The 16,413-nt window shown below is 59.3% G+C and carries 14 protein-coding genes; 12 read left to right on the top strand and 2 right to left on the bottom strand.

Translation table 11 applies throughout. From position 1 onward, the window contains the following. Positions 1-9 precede the first annotated feature (9 nt). Genes uvrC through KBY49_RS02930 form a run of 5 tightly spaced genes read left to right on the top strand, consistent with a single transcriptional unit; the run spans position 10 to position 4,126 of the window. On the top strand, positions 10-1,983 hold the full coding sequence (uvrC, locus tag KBY49_RS02910; protein WP_254933261.1) for an excinuclease ABC subunit UvrC: 1,974 nt from the start codon (positions 10-12) through the stop codon (positions 1,981-1,983). Beyond that, on the top strand, positions 1,980-2,258 hold the full coding sequence (locus tag KBY49_RS02915; RefSeq protein ID WP_254933262.1) for a hypothetical protein: 279 nt from the start codon (positions 1,980-1,982) through the stop codon (positions 2,256-2,258). The genes uvrC and KBY49_RS02915 overlap by 4 nt, the downstream gene beginning before the upstream one ends. A gap of 25 nt (positions 2,259-2,283) precedes the next feature. After that, positions 2,284-2,877 carry a protoporphyrinogen oxidase HemJ gene (hemJ, locus tag KBY49_RS02920; protein WP_254933993.1) on the top strand — a complete coding sequence of 198 codons (594 nt, stop codon included), beginning with the start codon at positions 2,284-2,286 and terminating at the stop codon, positions 2,875-2,877. After that, positions 2,874-3,557, top strand: coding sequence for a PHP domain-containing protein (locus KBY49_RS02925; protein WP_254933263.1), 684 nt, complete (start codon positions 2,874-2,876; stop codon positions 3,555-3,557). Before hemJ ends, KBY49_RS02925 begins: the two co-directional genes overlap by 4 nt. 29 nt (positions 3,558-3,586) lie before the next feature. After that, on the top strand, positions 3,587-4,126 hold the full coding sequence (locus KBY49_RS02930; protein WP_254933264.1) for a hypothetical protein: 540 nt from the start codon (positions 3,587-3,589) through the stop codon (positions 4,124-4,126). Between the two features lie 18 nt (positions 4,127-4,144). Here the strand turns inward: KBY49_RS02930 and cobN are convergent, their stop codons facing one another. Continuing rightward, complete coding sequence (cobN, locus tag KBY49_RS02935; protein WP_254933265.1) at positions 4,145-7,888, bottom strand: cobaltochelatase subunit CobN; 3,744 nt, start codon at positions 7,886-7,888, stop codon at positions 4,145-4,147. A 52-nt stretch (positions 7,889-7,940) separates the two neighbouring features. Here cobN and KBY49_RS02940 point away from each other — a divergent pair, with 52 nt between their 5' ends. From KBY49_RS02940 to KBY49_RS02950, 3 genes are read left to right on the top strand one after another with little or no spacing between them, the layout of a single operon-like run. Further along, a complete protein-coding gene (locus KBY49_RS02940; RefSeq protein ID WP_254933266.1) occupies positions 7,941-8,858 on the top strand; it encodes a branched-chain amino acid transaminase in 918 nt (305 codons plus the stop codon). Between the two features lie 3 nt (positions 8,859-8,861). Continuing rightward, a complete protein-coding gene (gene metH / locus KBY49_RS02945) occupies positions 8,862-12,497 on the top strand; it encodes a methionine synthase (protein ID WP_254933267.1) in 3,636 nt (1,211 codons plus the stop codon). Positions 12,498-12,523: 26 nt separating this feature from the next. Further along, complete coding sequence (locus KBY49_RS02950; protein WP_254933268.1) at positions 12,524-12,796, top strand: DUF4090 family protein; 273 nt, start codon at positions 12,524-12,526, stop codon at positions 12,794-12,796. 19 nt (positions 12,797-12,815) lie between these two features. Here the strand turns inward: KBY49_RS02950 and KBY49_RS02955 are convergent, their stop codons facing one another. Beyond that, complete coding sequence (locus KBY49_RS02955) at positions 12,816-13,043, bottom strand: hypothetical protein (protein WP_254933269.1); 228 nt, start codon at positions 13,041-13,043, stop codon at positions 12,816-12,818. Positions 13,044-13,247: 204 nt separating this feature from the next. Between KBY49_RS02955 and KBY49_RS02960 the strand changes: the two genes are divergently transcribed. From KBY49_RS02960 to KBY49_RS02975, 4 genes are read left to right on the top strand one after another with little or no spacing between them, the layout of a single operon-like run. Further along, positions 13,248-13,631 carry a DUF2237 family protein gene (locus tag KBY49_RS02960; RefSeq protein ID WP_254933270.1) on the top strand — a complete coding sequence of 128 codons (384 nt, stop codon included), beginning with the start codon at positions 13,248-13,250 and terminating at the stop codon, positions 13,629-13,631. A gap of 33 nt (positions 13,632-13,664) precedes the next feature. Further along, positions 13,665-14,585 carry an NAD(P)H-dependent glycerol-3-phosphate dehydrogenase gene (locus KBY49_RS02965; RefSeq protein WP_254933271.1) on the top strand — a complete coding sequence of 307 codons (921 nt, stop codon included), beginning with the start codon at positions 13,665-13,667 and terminating at the stop codon, positions 14,583-14,585. Continuing rightward, positions 14,582-15,475: a PhzF family phenazine biosynthesis protein gene (locus KBY49_RS02970; protein ID WP_254933272.1), complete on the top strand. Its 894-nt coding sequence runs from the start codon at positions 14,582-14,584 to the stop codon at positions 15,473-15,475. Before KBY49_RS02965 ends, KBY49_RS02970 begins: the two co-directional genes overlap by 4 nt. Beyond that, a complete protein-coding gene (locus tag KBY49_RS02975) occupies positions 15,472-16,410 on the top strand; it encodes a SpoIID/LytB domain-containing protein (protein WP_254933273.1) in 939 nt (312 codons plus the stop codon). The genes KBY49_RS02970 and KBY49_RS02975 overlap by 4 nt, the downstream gene beginning before the upstream one ends. Positions 16,411-16,413 lie beyond the last annotated feature (3 nt).

Raw genomic sequence — 16,413 nt, forward strand, 5'->3', positions numbered from 1 at the left:
TAGGGCTGGATGGCCGTACTGACGCCCCTTATCCAACAGAACGATCACCTGCAAACCCGGCTCAGGGAGATTCCCCTGGAGCCGGGTTGCTATTTGATGCGCGATCAAAATGATCGCATTCTGTATATCGGCAAGGCAAAGGTGCTGCGCCATCGGGTGCGCAGTTATTTCCAAAATAGTCAGCAACATAGCCCTCGAATCTCGCTGATGGTTCGCCAGGTCTGCGAGATCGAATTCATCGTTACAGACAGTGAAGCCGAGGCCTTGGCCCTCGAGTCAAACCTTATCAAGCAAAACCAGCCACACTTTAATGTGCTGCTAAAGGATGACAAAAAATATCCCTACCTATGCATTACTTGGAGTGAGGATTATCCGCGCATTTTTATTACCCGGCGCCGCAGGCATCGCAGCCCCCACGATCGCTTTTATGGTCCCTATGTGGATGTGGGTCTGTTGCGGCGCACCCTTGGCCTGGTTAAGCGGGTCTTCCCCCTTCGGCAAAGGCCCCAGCCCCTCTACAGGGAGCGCACCTGCCTCAACTTCGATATTGGCCGCTGCCCGGGGGTTTGCCAGCAAAGGATTAGCTCGGATGAGTATCACCACACCCTCCGCAGGGTGGCGATGGTTTTTCAGGGTCGCAACGATGAATTGATGGACCTGCTGGGGGAGCAGATGCAGACCTACGCGGAGCGGCTGGATTTTGAGGCGGCCGCCAGGGTGCGCGACCAGTTGCAGGGCCTAGATACCCTTACGGCAGGTCAGAAGATGAGCCTGGGCGATACCTGGGTGAGCCGTGATGTAGTCGCCCTGATGGCCGATGACCGGGTTGCGGCGGTCCAGCTCTTCCAGATGCGAGCTGGAAAATTGGTTGGGCGCCTGGGCTATACGGCCGATGCGATGGGCCCTGCAGGCCAACCATTGGCACCTGGCCTGATCCTCCAGCGGGTGATTGAGGAGCACTACAGCCAGGTGGATGATGTTGAAATCCCCCCCGAACTACTTGTTCAACATCCCCTCCCCCAGCAGGGGCTTATCCAGGATTGGCTGGCTGAGCGGCGGGGCCGCAAGGTGAAGCTTGCCGTGCCCCAAAGGGCCCAAAAGGCAGACCTAATTGAACTGGTCGAACGCAATGCCAGCTTTGAATTGCAGCGGGCCCAGCGGGGGGCAGAACAGCAACTACTGGCCACTGAAGATTTGGCCCAATTGCTTGAGTTGGCCAATCCGCCCCGGAGAATTGAGGGCTTCGACATCAGCCACATTCAAGGTAGTGATGCGGTGGCCTCCCAGGTTGTCTTTATCGATGGCCTGCCTGCAAAACAGCACTACCGGAAATACAAAATACAGAGCAGTTCCATTAGCTCTGGTCACTCCGACGACTTCATGGCCATGGCGGAGATCATGCGCAGGCGCTTTCGCCGTTGGTCCCAGGCGAAGGCGGAGGGCGCCGATTTGGCTGTCCTGCGCAGCGCCACCAAATCGGCCCTGCATGGTGGTGGTCTGAATGATTGGCCAGATGTGGTGATGATCGATGGCGGCAAGGGCCAGCTTTCTGCCGTGATGGAGGCCCTGCGGGAACTGAACCTCCATGAAGATCTGGTCGTCTGCTCCCTGGCAAAACAGCGGGAGGAGATTTTTGTGCCCGGATCGAAGCAACCGCTTGAAAGTGAGCCAGACCAAATGGGTGTGGCCCTGCTTAGGCGCCTACGCGATGAGGCCCATAGGTTTGCGGTTAGCTTTCATCGGCAACAGCGGGGGGAGCGAATGAAGCGCTCCCGCCTTTCAGAGATCCCAGGGTTAGGTCCAAAGCGGGTGAAGGATTTGCTCGCCCATTTCCGCTCAATCGATGCGATCCAACTGGCGGGGATGGAGCAACTGGCGCAGGCCCCAGGGCTGGGGCCTGCGCTGGCCCAGCAGGTTTGGAGCTACTTCCATCCCAGTGACCAACTTGCTGATGACCCCGTGGAGCGGGGGGTGGCTCCATGAGGGCCCTGATTCTGGCGCTGATTTTGCTGATTCTTCCAGGCCCTGCCTTCACGGCCCCGGGTATTTGTGTGGGGCCCGTTTGCGCCGATGAGATCCATCGCAGTGAAATCAGCCCATCCCAATTCAGCCTTCGGCTCGTAGACCAGCGGGGACAGCACGAGCGCCTGCTGGTCGACTGTCGTGATGGGGTGTTGAGTCCCAGCGTTGGGCCCGTGGATCGGGGCTATGCCCGGGCAGTGGCCAAGAGAGCCTGCCGTTCTGCCGCTAGCGGTTAGGGGACTTACCTTGAGCACCGTCGCAATGGTTGCGTTGGCCTTTAGCTGGCCCCCGGAGGCCTACCTGTGGTTCAAGACCCTCCACATAGTTGGGGTGGTGGTCTGGTTTGCGGGCCTGTTCTACCTGGTTCGTCTTTTCATCTACCACCGGGAGGCAGAGGAGCTCGAACCCCATTTAGTGGCCCCATTTCAGGAGCAATACGCCCTGATGGAAAGGCGCCTGGCCAACATCATCACCACACCCGGGATGGTGGTGGCCGTAACCATGGCTGCGGGTTTGTTGATGCTTCAACCGGGTTGGCTGCATCAGGGTTGGCTGCACGCCAAGTTGGGCTTTGTGGCTGCCTTACTGGGCTACCACTGGTTTTGCTATCGCCTGATGGGCCAGTTGCAGCGAGGCGAGTGTCAGTGGAGCCCCAAACAACTGAGGGCCCTCAATGAATTGCCAACCCTGCTGCTGGTGATCGTGGTGATGCTGGTGGTATTCAAAAACCAATTCCCCACGGGGGCTGCCACCTGGTTTGTGGTGGCCCTGGTGGTCTTCATGGCCGCCTCCATCCAGTTCTATGCCCGTTGGCGGCGGCTGAGGGCAGAGCGTCTGGTTAGCACCGCCCCATGAAGGCCGATTGGGAATTGGAGCTATCGAGCCAATCGCAACCAATTAACCGGCCCCATCCCCTGGCGGAAGTTCTGCGCCAGGTTGATAGGCAAAGCTGCCCCAGCAGATTCAATTTTCACTGCCACACCACCTTCAGTGACGGCAGCCTGGGTCCCGAGGCCCTGGTTAGTCAGGCCGTAGAGCTGGGTCTGGAACATCTGGCGATCACCGATCACCATTCGATTGCCGCCTACGGGCCAGCAAGCCAATTTCTCGGAACAGGGCCGGGCCCCAAGCTCTGGACCGGCGTCGAGATCAGTTGCCTGCTGGAGGGCTGCCTCGTCCATGTGCTCGGCCTGGGTTTTGATCCCCTTCACCCAAGCCTGACCCCCTACCTCCAGGGCAGCGCAGTGGTGGGAACCGCCCTCCAGGCCAGGGCTGTTTTGGCCGCCATTCACGGGGCCTCAGGCCTGGCCCTATTGGCCCACCCAGCCCGCTATCGACTGCCCTTTGCGACCCTGCTTGAGGCTGCTGCCCAACTGGGTTTTGATGGGGCCGAGGCCTGGTACGACTACCAAATGCAACCCAGCTGGCAGCCGACGCCCCATGTCTGTGAAGCAATCGCCACGGATCTGCACAAACGTGGCCTTTTGATGAGTTGTGGCACCGATACCCATGGATTGGCCCTGGATGGCCGCTAGGGTTTGTTGACGCGTTCCCCTGGCTGTCGATGGGTCTGTTTGATCGCTTTTTGAAAGGTGGTGCCGGCACCTCATCCAACAACAACACCCCCAAACCAAAGAAGGAGGTGGAAACCTTCTTCCTAGATGCGGATTCCTCCGGGAGCATGGGCAATGTCGACTTCATGCGCCGCTCCAACACAATTCGCCGCACCTTCCCTGGCACGGTGGATAACCCCGGCAACAAGGAGATGGTTGCTGAGGTTGCCTCGATGGAGGCAAGCGTTGAAAAGCTTTCCGACGGCATGCCTGGTAGCAATCCAGTAGAAGCCGAGGTAAGCCTCAATGCGGGCATACCCAAGCCGGTTAAAAAGACCTTCGCCCAGACTATGTCTGCTGCCGAACTCGACCAACGCAAAAAAGGTTCTGCCGTTGGCGTGAACGTGACCGGCGGTCCGGCCGCGATCAAGATGGAACAGGAGGCTGCAGCGGCAGACATCACTGTTCAGCAGCAAATAAACCGTGGTCCCACGCAGAAGCCAGGTGCCATCGACCCCTTCAAGCAGATGGCCAAGGATCTCAACGGCTAATTAATCGGGTCCGCCAAATCAGGCCTGCTCAATTAGCCCCTCACTTTCTAAGACCAGTTGGCGCAACAGCTCCAGCTGGTTTTTTTGTGCCCCTTGCCATAGGTCTCGATTGTGGGCCTCAAGCAGCCGTTCCGCCATGTCGCGCAGGGCCCAGGGGTTGGCCCGTTTCAGGAAATCACAGATGGATTGGTCGCCTAACCATTGGTCGCAAATGGCCCCGTAGCCCCAGTCGGGGGCCCGGCCCGTGCTGGCGTCGTAGGCGAAGAGATAGTCGAGGCTGGCGGCCATCTCAAACCCGCCCTTGTAGCCATGGTTCTGCATGGCCCCAATCCAGCGGGGGTTTAAAACGCGGCTGCGCAAAACCTTGTCGAGCTCCCGCTCCAGCCGGTGCATTTTGGGTCGGCCATGGCGGGAATGGTCTCCAAACCAGGCGGCTGGCGATTTCCCCTGGAGGGTTTCCGCTGCCGCACTGAGGCCCCCCTGAAATTGGTAGTAGTCGTCGGAGTCGAGCAGGTCGTGTTCCCGGTTGTCCTGGTTATGGAGAACCACCTGCACCTGGCCCAGGCGTTGCTCAAGGCCGCTGCGGTCTGCAGTTGCCTCGATGGCCCCCCCTGCTTCGCTCTGGTAACGCCAGCCGCTCCAGTTCAGGAAGGCCTCTCCCAGGTCGCTGCGCTGCTCCCACTGGCCGCTATCGATTAGGCCCTGCAGGCCTGCCCCATAGGCACCTGGGGCCGAGCCATAGACCCGGCTGCTGTGCCCCTCCAGGCGAGCAGAGGCCGCCAGGGGGTTTTGGTTCTCGGGCTCATCCTGTTGGGCCACCAGCTGGGTGGCCCGGTTCATCCAATCCACCAGTTGGGGAAAGGCATCACGAAACAGTCCCGAAATTCGCAGGGTCACATCCACCCGGGGCCGGCCGAGCAGGGAGAGGGGAACCAGTTCCAGGTCCACCATCCGCCGGGTGGGGCCATCCCACACAGGACGAACCCCCAGCAGGGCCAGGGCCTGGCCAATGTCCTCACCACCGTTGCGCATGGTGGCGGTACCCCAGACCGATAGGGCCAGGTGGCTGAGGTGCTCCCCCTCCTCCTGCAGATGGGTTTCGAGCAGCAATTCAGCACTGCGGCGCCCGAGATCCCAGGCCGCCTCCGTGGGTAAGCCCCGCAGATCAACGCTGTAAAAATTTCTGCCGGTGGGCAGCACATCCGGCCTGCCCCGGGTCGGTGCACCGGAGGGACCCGCCGCAATCCTCTCCCCAGCTAGGGCAGCTAGCAGTGCCTGTTTCTCGGCCTCTGCGCAGGCCAGCAGGCGAGGCATCAACACCTCGCATAGGTGCTGGATGCTTACCGCCAGGTCTGCGCTGGGGGGTACCCCAGGTTCGATCGTCTCGCCGTTGAGGGCGGCCTGGCAAATCTCCAGGGCCCTTCCCTCCAATAGGGCTACTGCATCCCCCACCAGCCGGAGGCTGCATCTGTCAAAGCAACTCTCAATCAACTGCCGATCGGAGGCCGTAATGGAGTCCGAGTCCTGGTCGCACCAGGGATCGAGCTGAAGACCCAGGGTCCCTGCCAATGCCTGGGTTAGGCCCAAAATTGCTGGGGGCTGGGGGGCCCTGGCCAGGCATAGCAAAAGTTCGGCGGCCTCAGAGGCCCCCGGGGTTTGGCCATAGGTGTGTAGCCCCAGGCGGATTTGGGCTTCCTTCAGTTCACAGAGATAGCCATCGGCTGCATCCAGTTGCTGGTCGAGCTCGTATTCAGGAGCCTCAGCCCCAGGACTCTGTCTGGGCGATGGCGGGGGCAGTTCCATCGATGCCAGCAGTGCATCGAGCCGAATCCGCAGGCCCTTGACCCTCTCGCTGCCCAGCTGCTGGGCTTCCCAGTACTCGTCAAGCAGGGCCTCGAGGGTTTGCAACTCGCCATGGAGTCCGGCCCTGCCAAGGGGCGGGGTTAGGTGGTCCAGGATCACGGCCTGGGCCCTTCGCTTGGCCTGGGAACCCTCGCCTGGATCGTTGACTATGAATGGATAGAGGTGGGGCATGGGGCCTAGGGCCCACTCCGCAAAGCAATTGTTGGAAAGCCCCAGGCCCTTGCCCGGCAGCCACTCCAAATTGCCGTGTTTGCCCACATGCACCACCACATGGGCACCAAAGCTCTGGCGGAGCCAAAGGTATTGGGCCAGGTAGGCATGGGTCGGTGGTAAATCGGGGCTGTGATAGCTGAGGGTTGGATCCCGGTCGTAGCCCCGCTCCGGCTGGATCAGTACGGTCACATGGCCGAAATCCAGGCCTCGAATTGGAAAAAATGGCTCGGCCAAGGGACCCGTGACCAGGCCCCTGTCCGTTTCGGGCGCCCCCCAGACCGCTTCCAGCCGCTGCCTTCCCTCCGGGGGGAGCTGCTGGTACCAGGCCAGGTAGGTCTGCAAATCGAAGCGAGCCATCGCCGGACGATGGCCACTCTCGGGATCGTTGGTTAGGCCCTGCAGCAGCTGGTGGATCAGGGCATCGCCATCCGCCGGCAGGGGACCCTTGATTTGGTAGCCAGCAGCCCCTAACCAATCCAGGATCAATGCTGTTGAGGCCGGAGTGTCGAGCCCCACCCCATTGGCCAGGCGGCTGTTGCGGGTTGGGTAATTGGCCAGCACCAGGGCAACGCGCCTCTTTGTAGCTGGGGTTTGGCGGAGCCTGATCCAGGCTGCCGTTAGGGCTGAAATCCACTGCAGCCGCTCCAGATCGGGCTCATAGCGCACCATGGCAGTAGCCAGGCGGGTGCTCGTCTGCCGGCTTTCCTTGAAGGCCCCAATCCGGGTGGTAACACGCCCATCCAGTTCCGGTAGGGCCACCTGCAAGCCCAAGTCGATGGGCCCGAGGCCAATGCTGCTGCCCTGCCACTGCTCCCGACTCTGGCTACTGCAAAGCACCTGCAGTACCGGTACCCCCAAGCTCTCCCAAAGGGGCGCCCCCAGGGCTGCCTCTTCAAACTGAACTGAGGCAAAGGAGGTGGTGCAGAGCACGGCCTCAACGCCCTCGCGCTGCAGCAGGTCGGCCACCCCACGCTGCACAGCTGGGTCCCTCAAGCCGCTTACCCAAAGCCCCCTGGGGGAAAGGCCCTGCAGGCGAAGGCTCCCGAGGAGGGCATCCATCAAGCCCTGGTCGCCGGCCTCCAGCAGGGATCGGTAGGCCAGCACCCCCACCCGGGTATTGGCCTCATCGCGCCAGTCGTGGGGGAGTGGATCTGCCTGTGGGCAGGCAACGGGTATCCCAACTGCTCCACCTATCAAGAGTTGGTTGAAACAGGTGAGGGCCTGCCTGAGGTTGCTGCTGCCGCCAATCCGAAAACAGGCCGCCAGGCCAATGGCTAGCTCAATCGAGACGGTGCCGATGCTGGCAAGGAATTGGTCCTCCTCCTGGGTGCCGGCAAGAACCGCCAGCTGTCGATTTTGCCTGGCCTGGGCCCAAAGCTGCAGTTGCTCCAGGCCATAGCCCCAATGGCCCCTACCCCCCAGAAGCCGCACCACCACCAACCGGGCCTGGCTGACGGTGCTGCTGATGTAGTGGTCCAGCACCGCTGGATGGGAGATGGCGCTGATGTTCAGGCCCCTCAGCGGATGGTCGGCTAGGAGCTCTGGCTCCTGGGCAAGCAAGCGGTCGATGGCGACCAGATCGGTGTCCGCACTGCTGAGCAACAGCACCGGGGCAGGGGGTTGCTCGATGAAGGCACCGGCATCGGCCGGATCAAGCGCCCCGGGGATACTGGCAAGACGGTGCATACCCCCATCCTGCTTCTTGCAGTGAGAAGATCGGGTTATCTGGCGCCCAGTAATGCACCAATTCCTCCCCTATGCCTGGTTTGGTGGCAAATGCGTGCCGTTTGCCGAGGCCACCATTTCGGTGGCAACCCATGCCCTCCACTACGGCACGGGAGCCTTCGGTGGCATGCGGGCCCTGCCCAATCCTGCCGATCCCAGGGAGATCCTGCTATTCCGGGCTGATCGCCATGCCCGCAGATTGAGCCAGAGTGCCCAACTGCTGCTGACAGAGCTCAGCGAGGAAAAAATCCATAGCGCCATCGAGATTTTTCTGCAGGCAAATAAACCGAGCTGCCCTGTCTACCTACGGCCATTTGTCTACACAAGCGACCTGGGCATTGCCCCACGCCTGCACAACATCGAGACAGACTTCCTGATCTATGGACTGGAACTAGGCGATTACCTATCCCCCGAGGGAGTTAGCTGCAGAATTAGCTCCTGGGTCCGGCAAGAGGATCGCTCCCTACCCCTGAGGGGCAAGATAAGTGGCGCCTATATCACCAGTTCCCTGGCAAAGACCGAGGCCGTAATGAGTGGCTTTGATGAGGCACTTCTGCTAAATAGTCGTGGCAAGATTAGCGAAGCCAGTGGCATGAACCTATTTATTGTTCGCGATGGCGTCTTGATTACACCCGGTGTTGATCAGGATATCCTTGAGGGAATCACACGGGCTAGCGTGATCGAGCTTGCCAAGGAAATGGGAATCACTGTGTTGGAAAGGGCTGTAGATAAAACCGAACTTTTCATTGCAGATGAAGTATTCCTCAGTGGCACAGCAGCAAAGGTCACTCCCGTAAGGAAGGTCGAAACCACAGAGCTCACTGGCAAAAGGCCGATCATGGATGCTATCCGCGATCGCCTTACTGCAATTACGGAAGGGAGGGATCCCGCCTATGACCATTGGGTTACTAGAATCCGGTTACGCGACTAGATCATGAAATTTATAGAGAGGCTCCACAGCCAGGAGCGTCCGGTATTGGTTTTTGATGGGGCCACTGGCACCTCCCTGCAGCAGATGGATCTGTCTGCGGACGATTTTGGGGGCTTGTCCCTAGAAGGCTGCAATGAAAATCTTGTCTTCACGCGCCCCGATGCGGTTCAGGCAGTCCATCGTCAGTTTCTGGAGGTGGGTTCTGATGTGATCGAGACAGACACCTTTGGTGCTGCTTCAATTGTCTTGGCTGAATATGGACTAGAGGATCAGGCCTTTGAGCTCAATAGGCGGGCCGCTGAGCTGGCAAAGCAGGTGGCTGCTGAGTACAGCACCGAAGCCAAGCCCCGCTATGTGGCGGGCTCGATGGGTCCCACCACAAAGTTGCCGACCCTAGGGCACATTGGTTTTGACGCGATGAAGGCGTCCTATTGCGAGCAGGCCGAGGGCTTGATCGCTGGAGATGTGGATCTATTTATTGTTGAAACCTGCCAGGATGTGCTGCAAATCAAGGCAGCACTTCAGGGAATTGAAGAGGCCTTTGTGCGCACTGGCCAGAGAAGGCCGTTGATGGTGAGTGTCACCATGGAGACCACTGGCACAATGTTAGTCGGCTCAGACATTGCAGCGGTAGTGGCGATCCTAGAGCCATTCCCCATTGATGTGCTGGGCCTTAATTGTGCGACAGGGCCGGAGCAGATGAAGGAGCACATCCGCTACCTGAGTGAGCACAGCCCCTTTGTAGTAAGTTGTATTCCCAATGCTGGTCTGCCTGAAAATGTTGGTGGAGTCGCCCACTACCGGCTGACCCCCACGGAGATGAAGATGCAGTTGATGCACTTCGTGGAAGATCTTGGCGTGCAGGTAATTGGTGGTTGCTGCGGCACCACCCCAGCCCATATAGGGGCCCTAGTGGAACTGGCCGCAGAGCTTAAGCCAGCAGAACGAAGCGTTCGTACCCCAGAAACCCAGCATGCCCGGCCGCCGCTCATGGTGGAACCCTCGGCCGCCTCTATCTATGGAACTACTCCTTACCTCCAGGACAACTCCTTTTTGATTATTGGTGAGAGATTGAATGCCAGTGGCTCAAAGAAAGTAAGGGAACTTCTCAACACAGAGGATTGGGATGGGTTGGTGGCGGTAGCCCGCAGCCAGGTAAAGGAAAATGCCCACATTCTTGACGTGAACGTCGACTATGTGGGTCGTGATGGCGAAGCAGATATGGAGGCACTGGCTAGCCGTCTCGTAACTAATGTCAACTTGCCATTGATGCTTGATTCCACTGAGTGGCAGAAGATGGAGGCGGGGTTAAAGGTCTCAGGTGGTAAGTGCATCCTTAATTCCACGAACTACGAGGACGGTGATGAGCGCTTTTTCAAGGTACTCGAACTTGCAAAGGCCTACGGCGCAGGTGTAGTCGTTGGCACCATCGATGAAGAGGGCATGGCCCGAACTGCCGAAAGAAAATTTGCCATTGCCCAGAGGGCCTATCGAGATGCGGTTGAATTTGGGATCCCGGCCCACGAAATTTTTTATGACCCCCTAGCCCTACCAATTTCAACAGGAATCGAAGAGGACAGGCTTAATGGTGCTGCCACCATTGAAGCAATTAAGAGCATCCGAACCCATCTTCCTGGAGTTCATGTGGTACTCGGTGTAAGTAATGTGAGCTTTGGCCTCTCGCCAGCAGCACGGATTGTTCTCAATTCGGTTTTCCTGCACGACTGCTGCAAGGCCGGCATGGATGCGGCCATTATCAGCCCCGCTAAAATCCTGCCCCTCAGCAAGATCAGCGAGAGTGATCAACAGATTTGCCGCGATCTTATTTATGACCAGCGCAGGTTTGAAGGTGACGCAAAGGCCGGTGAGGGGGCCATCTGCACCTATGACCCCCTTACTGAACTGACAACCCTGTTCGAGGGGGTTAGCGCTAAGGAGGCCAGGGCTTCTGGGCCATCACTGGCCGATCTTCCCGTAGAGGAAAGACTTAAACAGCACATTATTGATGGGGAACGGATAGGCCTTGAAGCTGCCCTGAATGTGGCCCTTGAAAGTTATCAGCCACTACACATAATCAATACCTTTCTCCTGGATGGCATGAAGGTGGTGGGAGAACTTTTTGGCTCCGGCCAAATGCAGCTTCCTTTTGTGCTCCAGAGCGCTGAGACAATGAAATCAGCGGTTGCCCAGCTGGAGCCGCACATGGATGTTGTTGAGGGGCAAAGCTCGGGTAAGGGTAAGTTTTTGATAGCTACTGTTAAGGGCGATGTCCATGATATTGGCAAGAATCTTGTCGATATTATTCTCACCAATAATGGCTATCAGGTCATCAATCTTGGCATTAAGCAAAGTTGCGAGGCGATAATTGAGGCCCAGCTCGAACACCAGGCAGACTGTATTGCCATGAGTGGTCTACTTGTGAAGTCTACGGCCTTCATGAAGGACAATCTCGAAGCATTTAATGCCGCAGGAATTTCCGTTCCTGTAATCCTGGGCGGAGCAGCATTAACGCCTCGCTTTGTCAACGGCGACTGTCGGGCTGTCTATGGCGGACAGGTTATTTACGGAAGGGACGCCTTTGCTGACCTGCGTTTTATGGATGCCTTGATGGAGGCCAAATCAGTTGATAATTGGCTTGATACAAAGGGCTTTCTTGTGGCCAATGCTGAGCAAATAGCTCTGGTGGGAGAAGCCATCGAAGCCCATGTCACAGTTACGGATGAGCACGAGGATGATTCCCAGGTCGACGCTCTAGCAGAAATAGATCAGGTCTCAGCTGTTAACAATCAACGTTCGGCAATGGTGCCAGCAGAGCCCTCCCTAGATCCCCCCTTCTGGGGTAGCAAAATAATCCTGGAAGATGCCATCCCCCTGGATGAAGTTTTTGCCTATCTCGATAGAAATGCTTTGTTTGCAGGCCAATGGCAACTGCGCAAAACAACCCAACAATCCCGGCCTGAATATGAGGCCATGTTGGAGCAGAAAGCAGAACCGATCCTGCAGGAATGGATCGGGCGCTGCCGCCGTGAGCAGCTGCTTACGCCAAGGGTTGCCTATGGCTACTTCCCGGCTGGTCGGCTAGAAAATTCCGTCCAGGTATTTGATCCCTCCGATCGATCACTTTGTCTTGGCAGATTCGAATTGCCCCGCCAGCGATCTGGGAATCGCTATTGCATTTCAGATTTTTATGCCGATACCGGCCTGTCCGCAGATGGAAGGCCCACGCCAACTGATGTATTGCCCATGCAGGCCGTAACCATGGGTGAGCGCGCCACCCTTTTTGCTAAGGAGCTGTTCAAGGCGGATAAATACACCGACTATCTCTATTTCCATGGCCTGGCGGTCCAGATGGCCGAGGCCTTGGCGGAATGGGTGCATGCCCGTATTCGCGCTGAAATGGGCTTTGGGGCTGAAGAGCCAAAGGCCCTTCGCGATGTTCTGGCCCAGCGCTACAGAGGTAGTCGCTATTCCTTTGGTTACCCCGCCTGTCCAAATGTGGCCGATTCTCGCCAACAACTTCTGTGGCTTGGGGCCGATCGCATAGGTCTTGCCATGGACGAGAGCGACCAACTGGAACCCGAACAGAGCACCACAGCCCTTGTTGCTCTCCACAGCAAGGCCCGCTACTTCTCTGCGTAGCCTGGGGGCTGTCTCAGTGAAATGCCATGGCCATCGCAGGACCGGATGGGGTTGATGGGGCCATTGCCGCAGGTCTCGACCTGGATGGCACCCCTATCCCTGCCGAGATGCTTGAGCTCTACAGGGAAGTGATGGATCTAGAGAGCCAGCGGGCCAGGAGCGGTGTCAAAAAATCAATGCGCAATCGGGTCGTAAAGACCGGATCCAAACACTTTGATCAGGCCAACCTCGATGCGCGCCTCAAGGCTGCCGGCTGGGACGGACTTAAGGAAAGGGAAATCGCCTTCTTTTACGGCTGAGTAGGCATCAGAGAAGCCCTTAGGAGCAAATTTCCTCGAGGGCTTCGATCACTTCTTGCTGGAATTTCTCCAGATCTGTTGAATCACTGAGGTCCAGGCCCTCGCCTGCGGCGTTCTGGCTCAGCTCCTGGAAATGGAACGCTCCCTCCCCATGGGCCAGAAATTCCATGGCGGAGGTCTCTCCGCTTTCCTTGTAGGCGTCGCAGAGGGCCAAAAAGGCCGCATCTTCAGTGAATTCCCAGCTCATTTATGGGTGCTGCGCGAAAAGACGTGTGTTGCACGCACACTGACCTTTAACGCCTCCCCCCCGGATTCCGTCAACCACCCGGTCGCAATTTGTCCACTGTCCCTGTTGATAGGTCCACGCTTTAATCGGCTGATCAGCCCCTAGCCAGGGCCAAATATCAAGTCTCTGTCTGGTTTCATAGCCGGCCACCCATCCCCTGCCCTGATGAACCCCCAAGTAGAGCCGCAAAACGTCCTTGGTACCGCCCTGGTGACCTGCAGCTGCAATCCGATGACCGGCTGGTTCCGCGATGGGCTCTGTAAAACCGATCCCACCGACCATGGCCAGCACAGTGTCTGCTGCGTGGTTACGGAGGCCTTCCTGACCTACAGCAAGGCCCAGGGCAACGATCTATCAACCCCCAGGCCAGATTTCGGCTTCCCCGGCCTCAGGCCCGGAGACAACTGGTGCGTCTGTGCACCCCGCTGGCTAGAGGCATTTGAGGATGGAATGGCACCACCTGTGCGGCTAGAAGCCACCGAGGCCAGCGCCCTCGCTTTGATTTCCCTGGATTGCCTGAAGTCCCATGCCGCCAGTCCAGGGACATGATGGAAACGGTTTAAAACCAGGGCCGTACAGCCGATGGGACTACGCATTGCCGTTCTCGGTAGGGGGGCCTGGGGCCAAACCCTGATCGACATCTGGAGCCGTCAAGGCCACCAGGTTTGTTCCTGGTCGCGGCGCGATGGGGGCTCCCCCGTTCCCCTGCTGGCCAATAGCGATTTGGTGGCGGTGGCGGTTTCCCTGGTGGGAATTGAGCCCCTTGCCAAATTGCTGAAGGGCCACTGGCCTGCATCCCTGCCCCTGATCAGCTGCAGTAAGGGCATTGATCTGGAACAACTAGCCACACCCAGCCAGCTCTGGCAGCAAGCGCTTGGCTCGATGCCATGCCTTGTGCTCAGTGGGCCAAACCTGGCTGCAGAACTGAAGCAGGGCCTGCCTGCCGCCAGCGTGCTCGCCTGCAGCGACGCCAGCCTGGGCCAGCGCCTCCAGGACCAACTCAGTGGTGAAGGTCTGCGCCTGTACACCAACCAGGATCCAATCGGCACTGAGGCGGCCGGAGCCCTCAAGAACGTCATCGCCGTGGCGGCTGGAATCTCCGACGGACTCCGTCTAGGGGCCAACGCCAAGGCATCGCTCCTTTGCAGGGGCCTTGCTGAAATGGGAGTAGTTATCGAGGGCTTGGGCGGCTCTGCCAGCAGCCTCTATGGCCTTGCCGGCCTGGGAGATTTGCTGGCCACGGCCAATAGCCCCTTGAGCCGGAACTACCGCTGCGGAGTGCTCCTGGCCGAGGGCCGCACTGAGGAGGAGGCCGTGGCCGAAATCGCTGCCACCGTTGAGGGCATCCGCACCGCCCGTGCTGCCCTGAAGTTGGCCAGGCCCCACCACTGGAAGCTGCCTATATGCGAACAGGTTGTGGCGGTGCTCGATACCCAGATCAGGCCCGCAGATGCGGTTAGGGCCCTGATGGAGCGTGAGCTCAAGCCCGAAGCCCAAAAGTGAGACTGCCAGCCCTACTGATCGAAGCGTTTGCAGCGGGGCCCTGCGCGGGCAACGGAGCGGCGGTGGTGCGCCTTGAGTGCCCTCTCGATGACCGAATCCTGCAGGGATTAGCCCGCACCCTGAACCAATCGGAGACGGCCTTCCTCGAGCCCAAGGGGGTGGCCTGGGGGCTGCGCTGGTTCACACCCACCTGTGAGGTGCCCCTCTGTGGCCACGCCACCCTGGCGGCACTCCTGGCCCTGGGGCATTGGGGCCTGCTTAGGCCAGGTGAAGCCACTTCCCTGCAGACCCTCAGCGGCGAGCTGCGGGCGTCCCTAGGCAGCCAGCAAACCCCAGGTGCCAGCCCCAGCGGAGCGATTGAACTGCCCTATGGCCAATTGCTGGAGGCCGATTGCCCCCCATACCTTTGCCAGCTACTCAGATCCCAATTGGCTGGGGAGGTACAACTTTTCTGGCGATCTGAACTCGGCTACTCAGTAGGTCTACTTAGCCCGGATGCCCCCCTAGATCAGGCGGATGGCCTGGCGGCGCTGATGGCTGGTGCCCTGTCCGGGCCAGAGCGCCAGGGTCTGGTCCTGATGCAGGCCTTGGATCAGCATTCAGCCCTGCCCAGGCCCACGGTCAGTGGCAAGGCTGCCAACTACCAACTTCGCTTTTTCGCCCCAGGCCTGGGAATAGCCGAGGATCCGGTCACCGGCTCCGCCCATGCCCTGGTGGCTCCCTACTGGCTGGAATTGCTTGGCGAAAATGAGGTTGTTGGCTGGCAATGCTCCAGCAGGCCCGGAGGCATGGTGCTTAATCCCACAGCGCCAGGATGGATGCGAATCCAGGGCAGCGGCCATGTGCTCTGGGATGGCGTACTGAACCTTCCGGATGGGTCTCCAGAGTGAGGCTCCAAGGCCTACTGGCCATACCCCTGGCCCTTGGGGCCCTGGGTCTGGGCTACGGGGCCCAGTCCCTATCCTCCAGGCCCCAGGTGGGCCAGGAATCGGCCCTGCTTGAGGCCTTCATGGCCGCCCCGCCTCCAGCGGCTGACACCCATCAAAGCGCCCAGGAATTAAGGCAACTGCGGGCCCAGCGCAGCGCCAATGGTTTGGCAGAACCATCCGCAGGCAGTCCAGTCGACCTGGAGATCCGGGTGGCCCTCCTGGCGGCGAGCCAGGAACCAAACCTCAGCGCGACCGGCCGCTGGCAGTTAGTTGGCCGTGGGGGACAGCTGCTGGAGCGGGGCCAACCGGGGCAACTGGTGAATCTTGATCTCTTCCGTCGCACGGCCCCAGAGGCCTGGTTGCAAAGCGACGGTGCAGCCCTAGTTGTAAACGGCAATCCCTATGCGGGGCGAATCCGCATTGTCAATTCAGGGGGCTCGCTCTCGGTGATTAATCACCTGCCGCTTGAGACCTACATCCAATCGGTGGTGGGCTCAGAAATGCCTAGCAGTTGGTCCATTGAAGCCCTTAAGGCCCAGGCCGTGGCGGCCCGCTCCTACGCCCTCGCCCACATGGCCAGGCCAGCAAACCGGTATTGGCACCTAGGTGACAACACCCGCTGGCAGGCCTATCGAGGCCTTGAAGCCACCACGCCGCGAACCCGCCAGGCCACCGCCAGCACCGCTGGCCTGATCCTCAGCTACCAGGGCGCGATTGTGGAAAGCCTCTATGCGGCCACCAGGGCCATCACCCAGGAAGCCCATGGCCACCTGGGGGCAAGCATGAGCCAGCATGGAGCCCAGGAGCTGGCCCAGCAGGGAATGCGCTACAACGCAATCCTTGGCAGCTATTACCAGGGTGCCTCCCTTGCCCGCTTGCGATCCGGATCCCGCTAAGTC

The organism is Cyanobium sp. WAJ14-Wanaka, assembly GCF_024345375.1.
Classification (GTDB): Bacteria; Cyanobacteriota; Cyanobacteriia; order PCC-6307; family Cyanobiaceae; genus Cyanobium_A.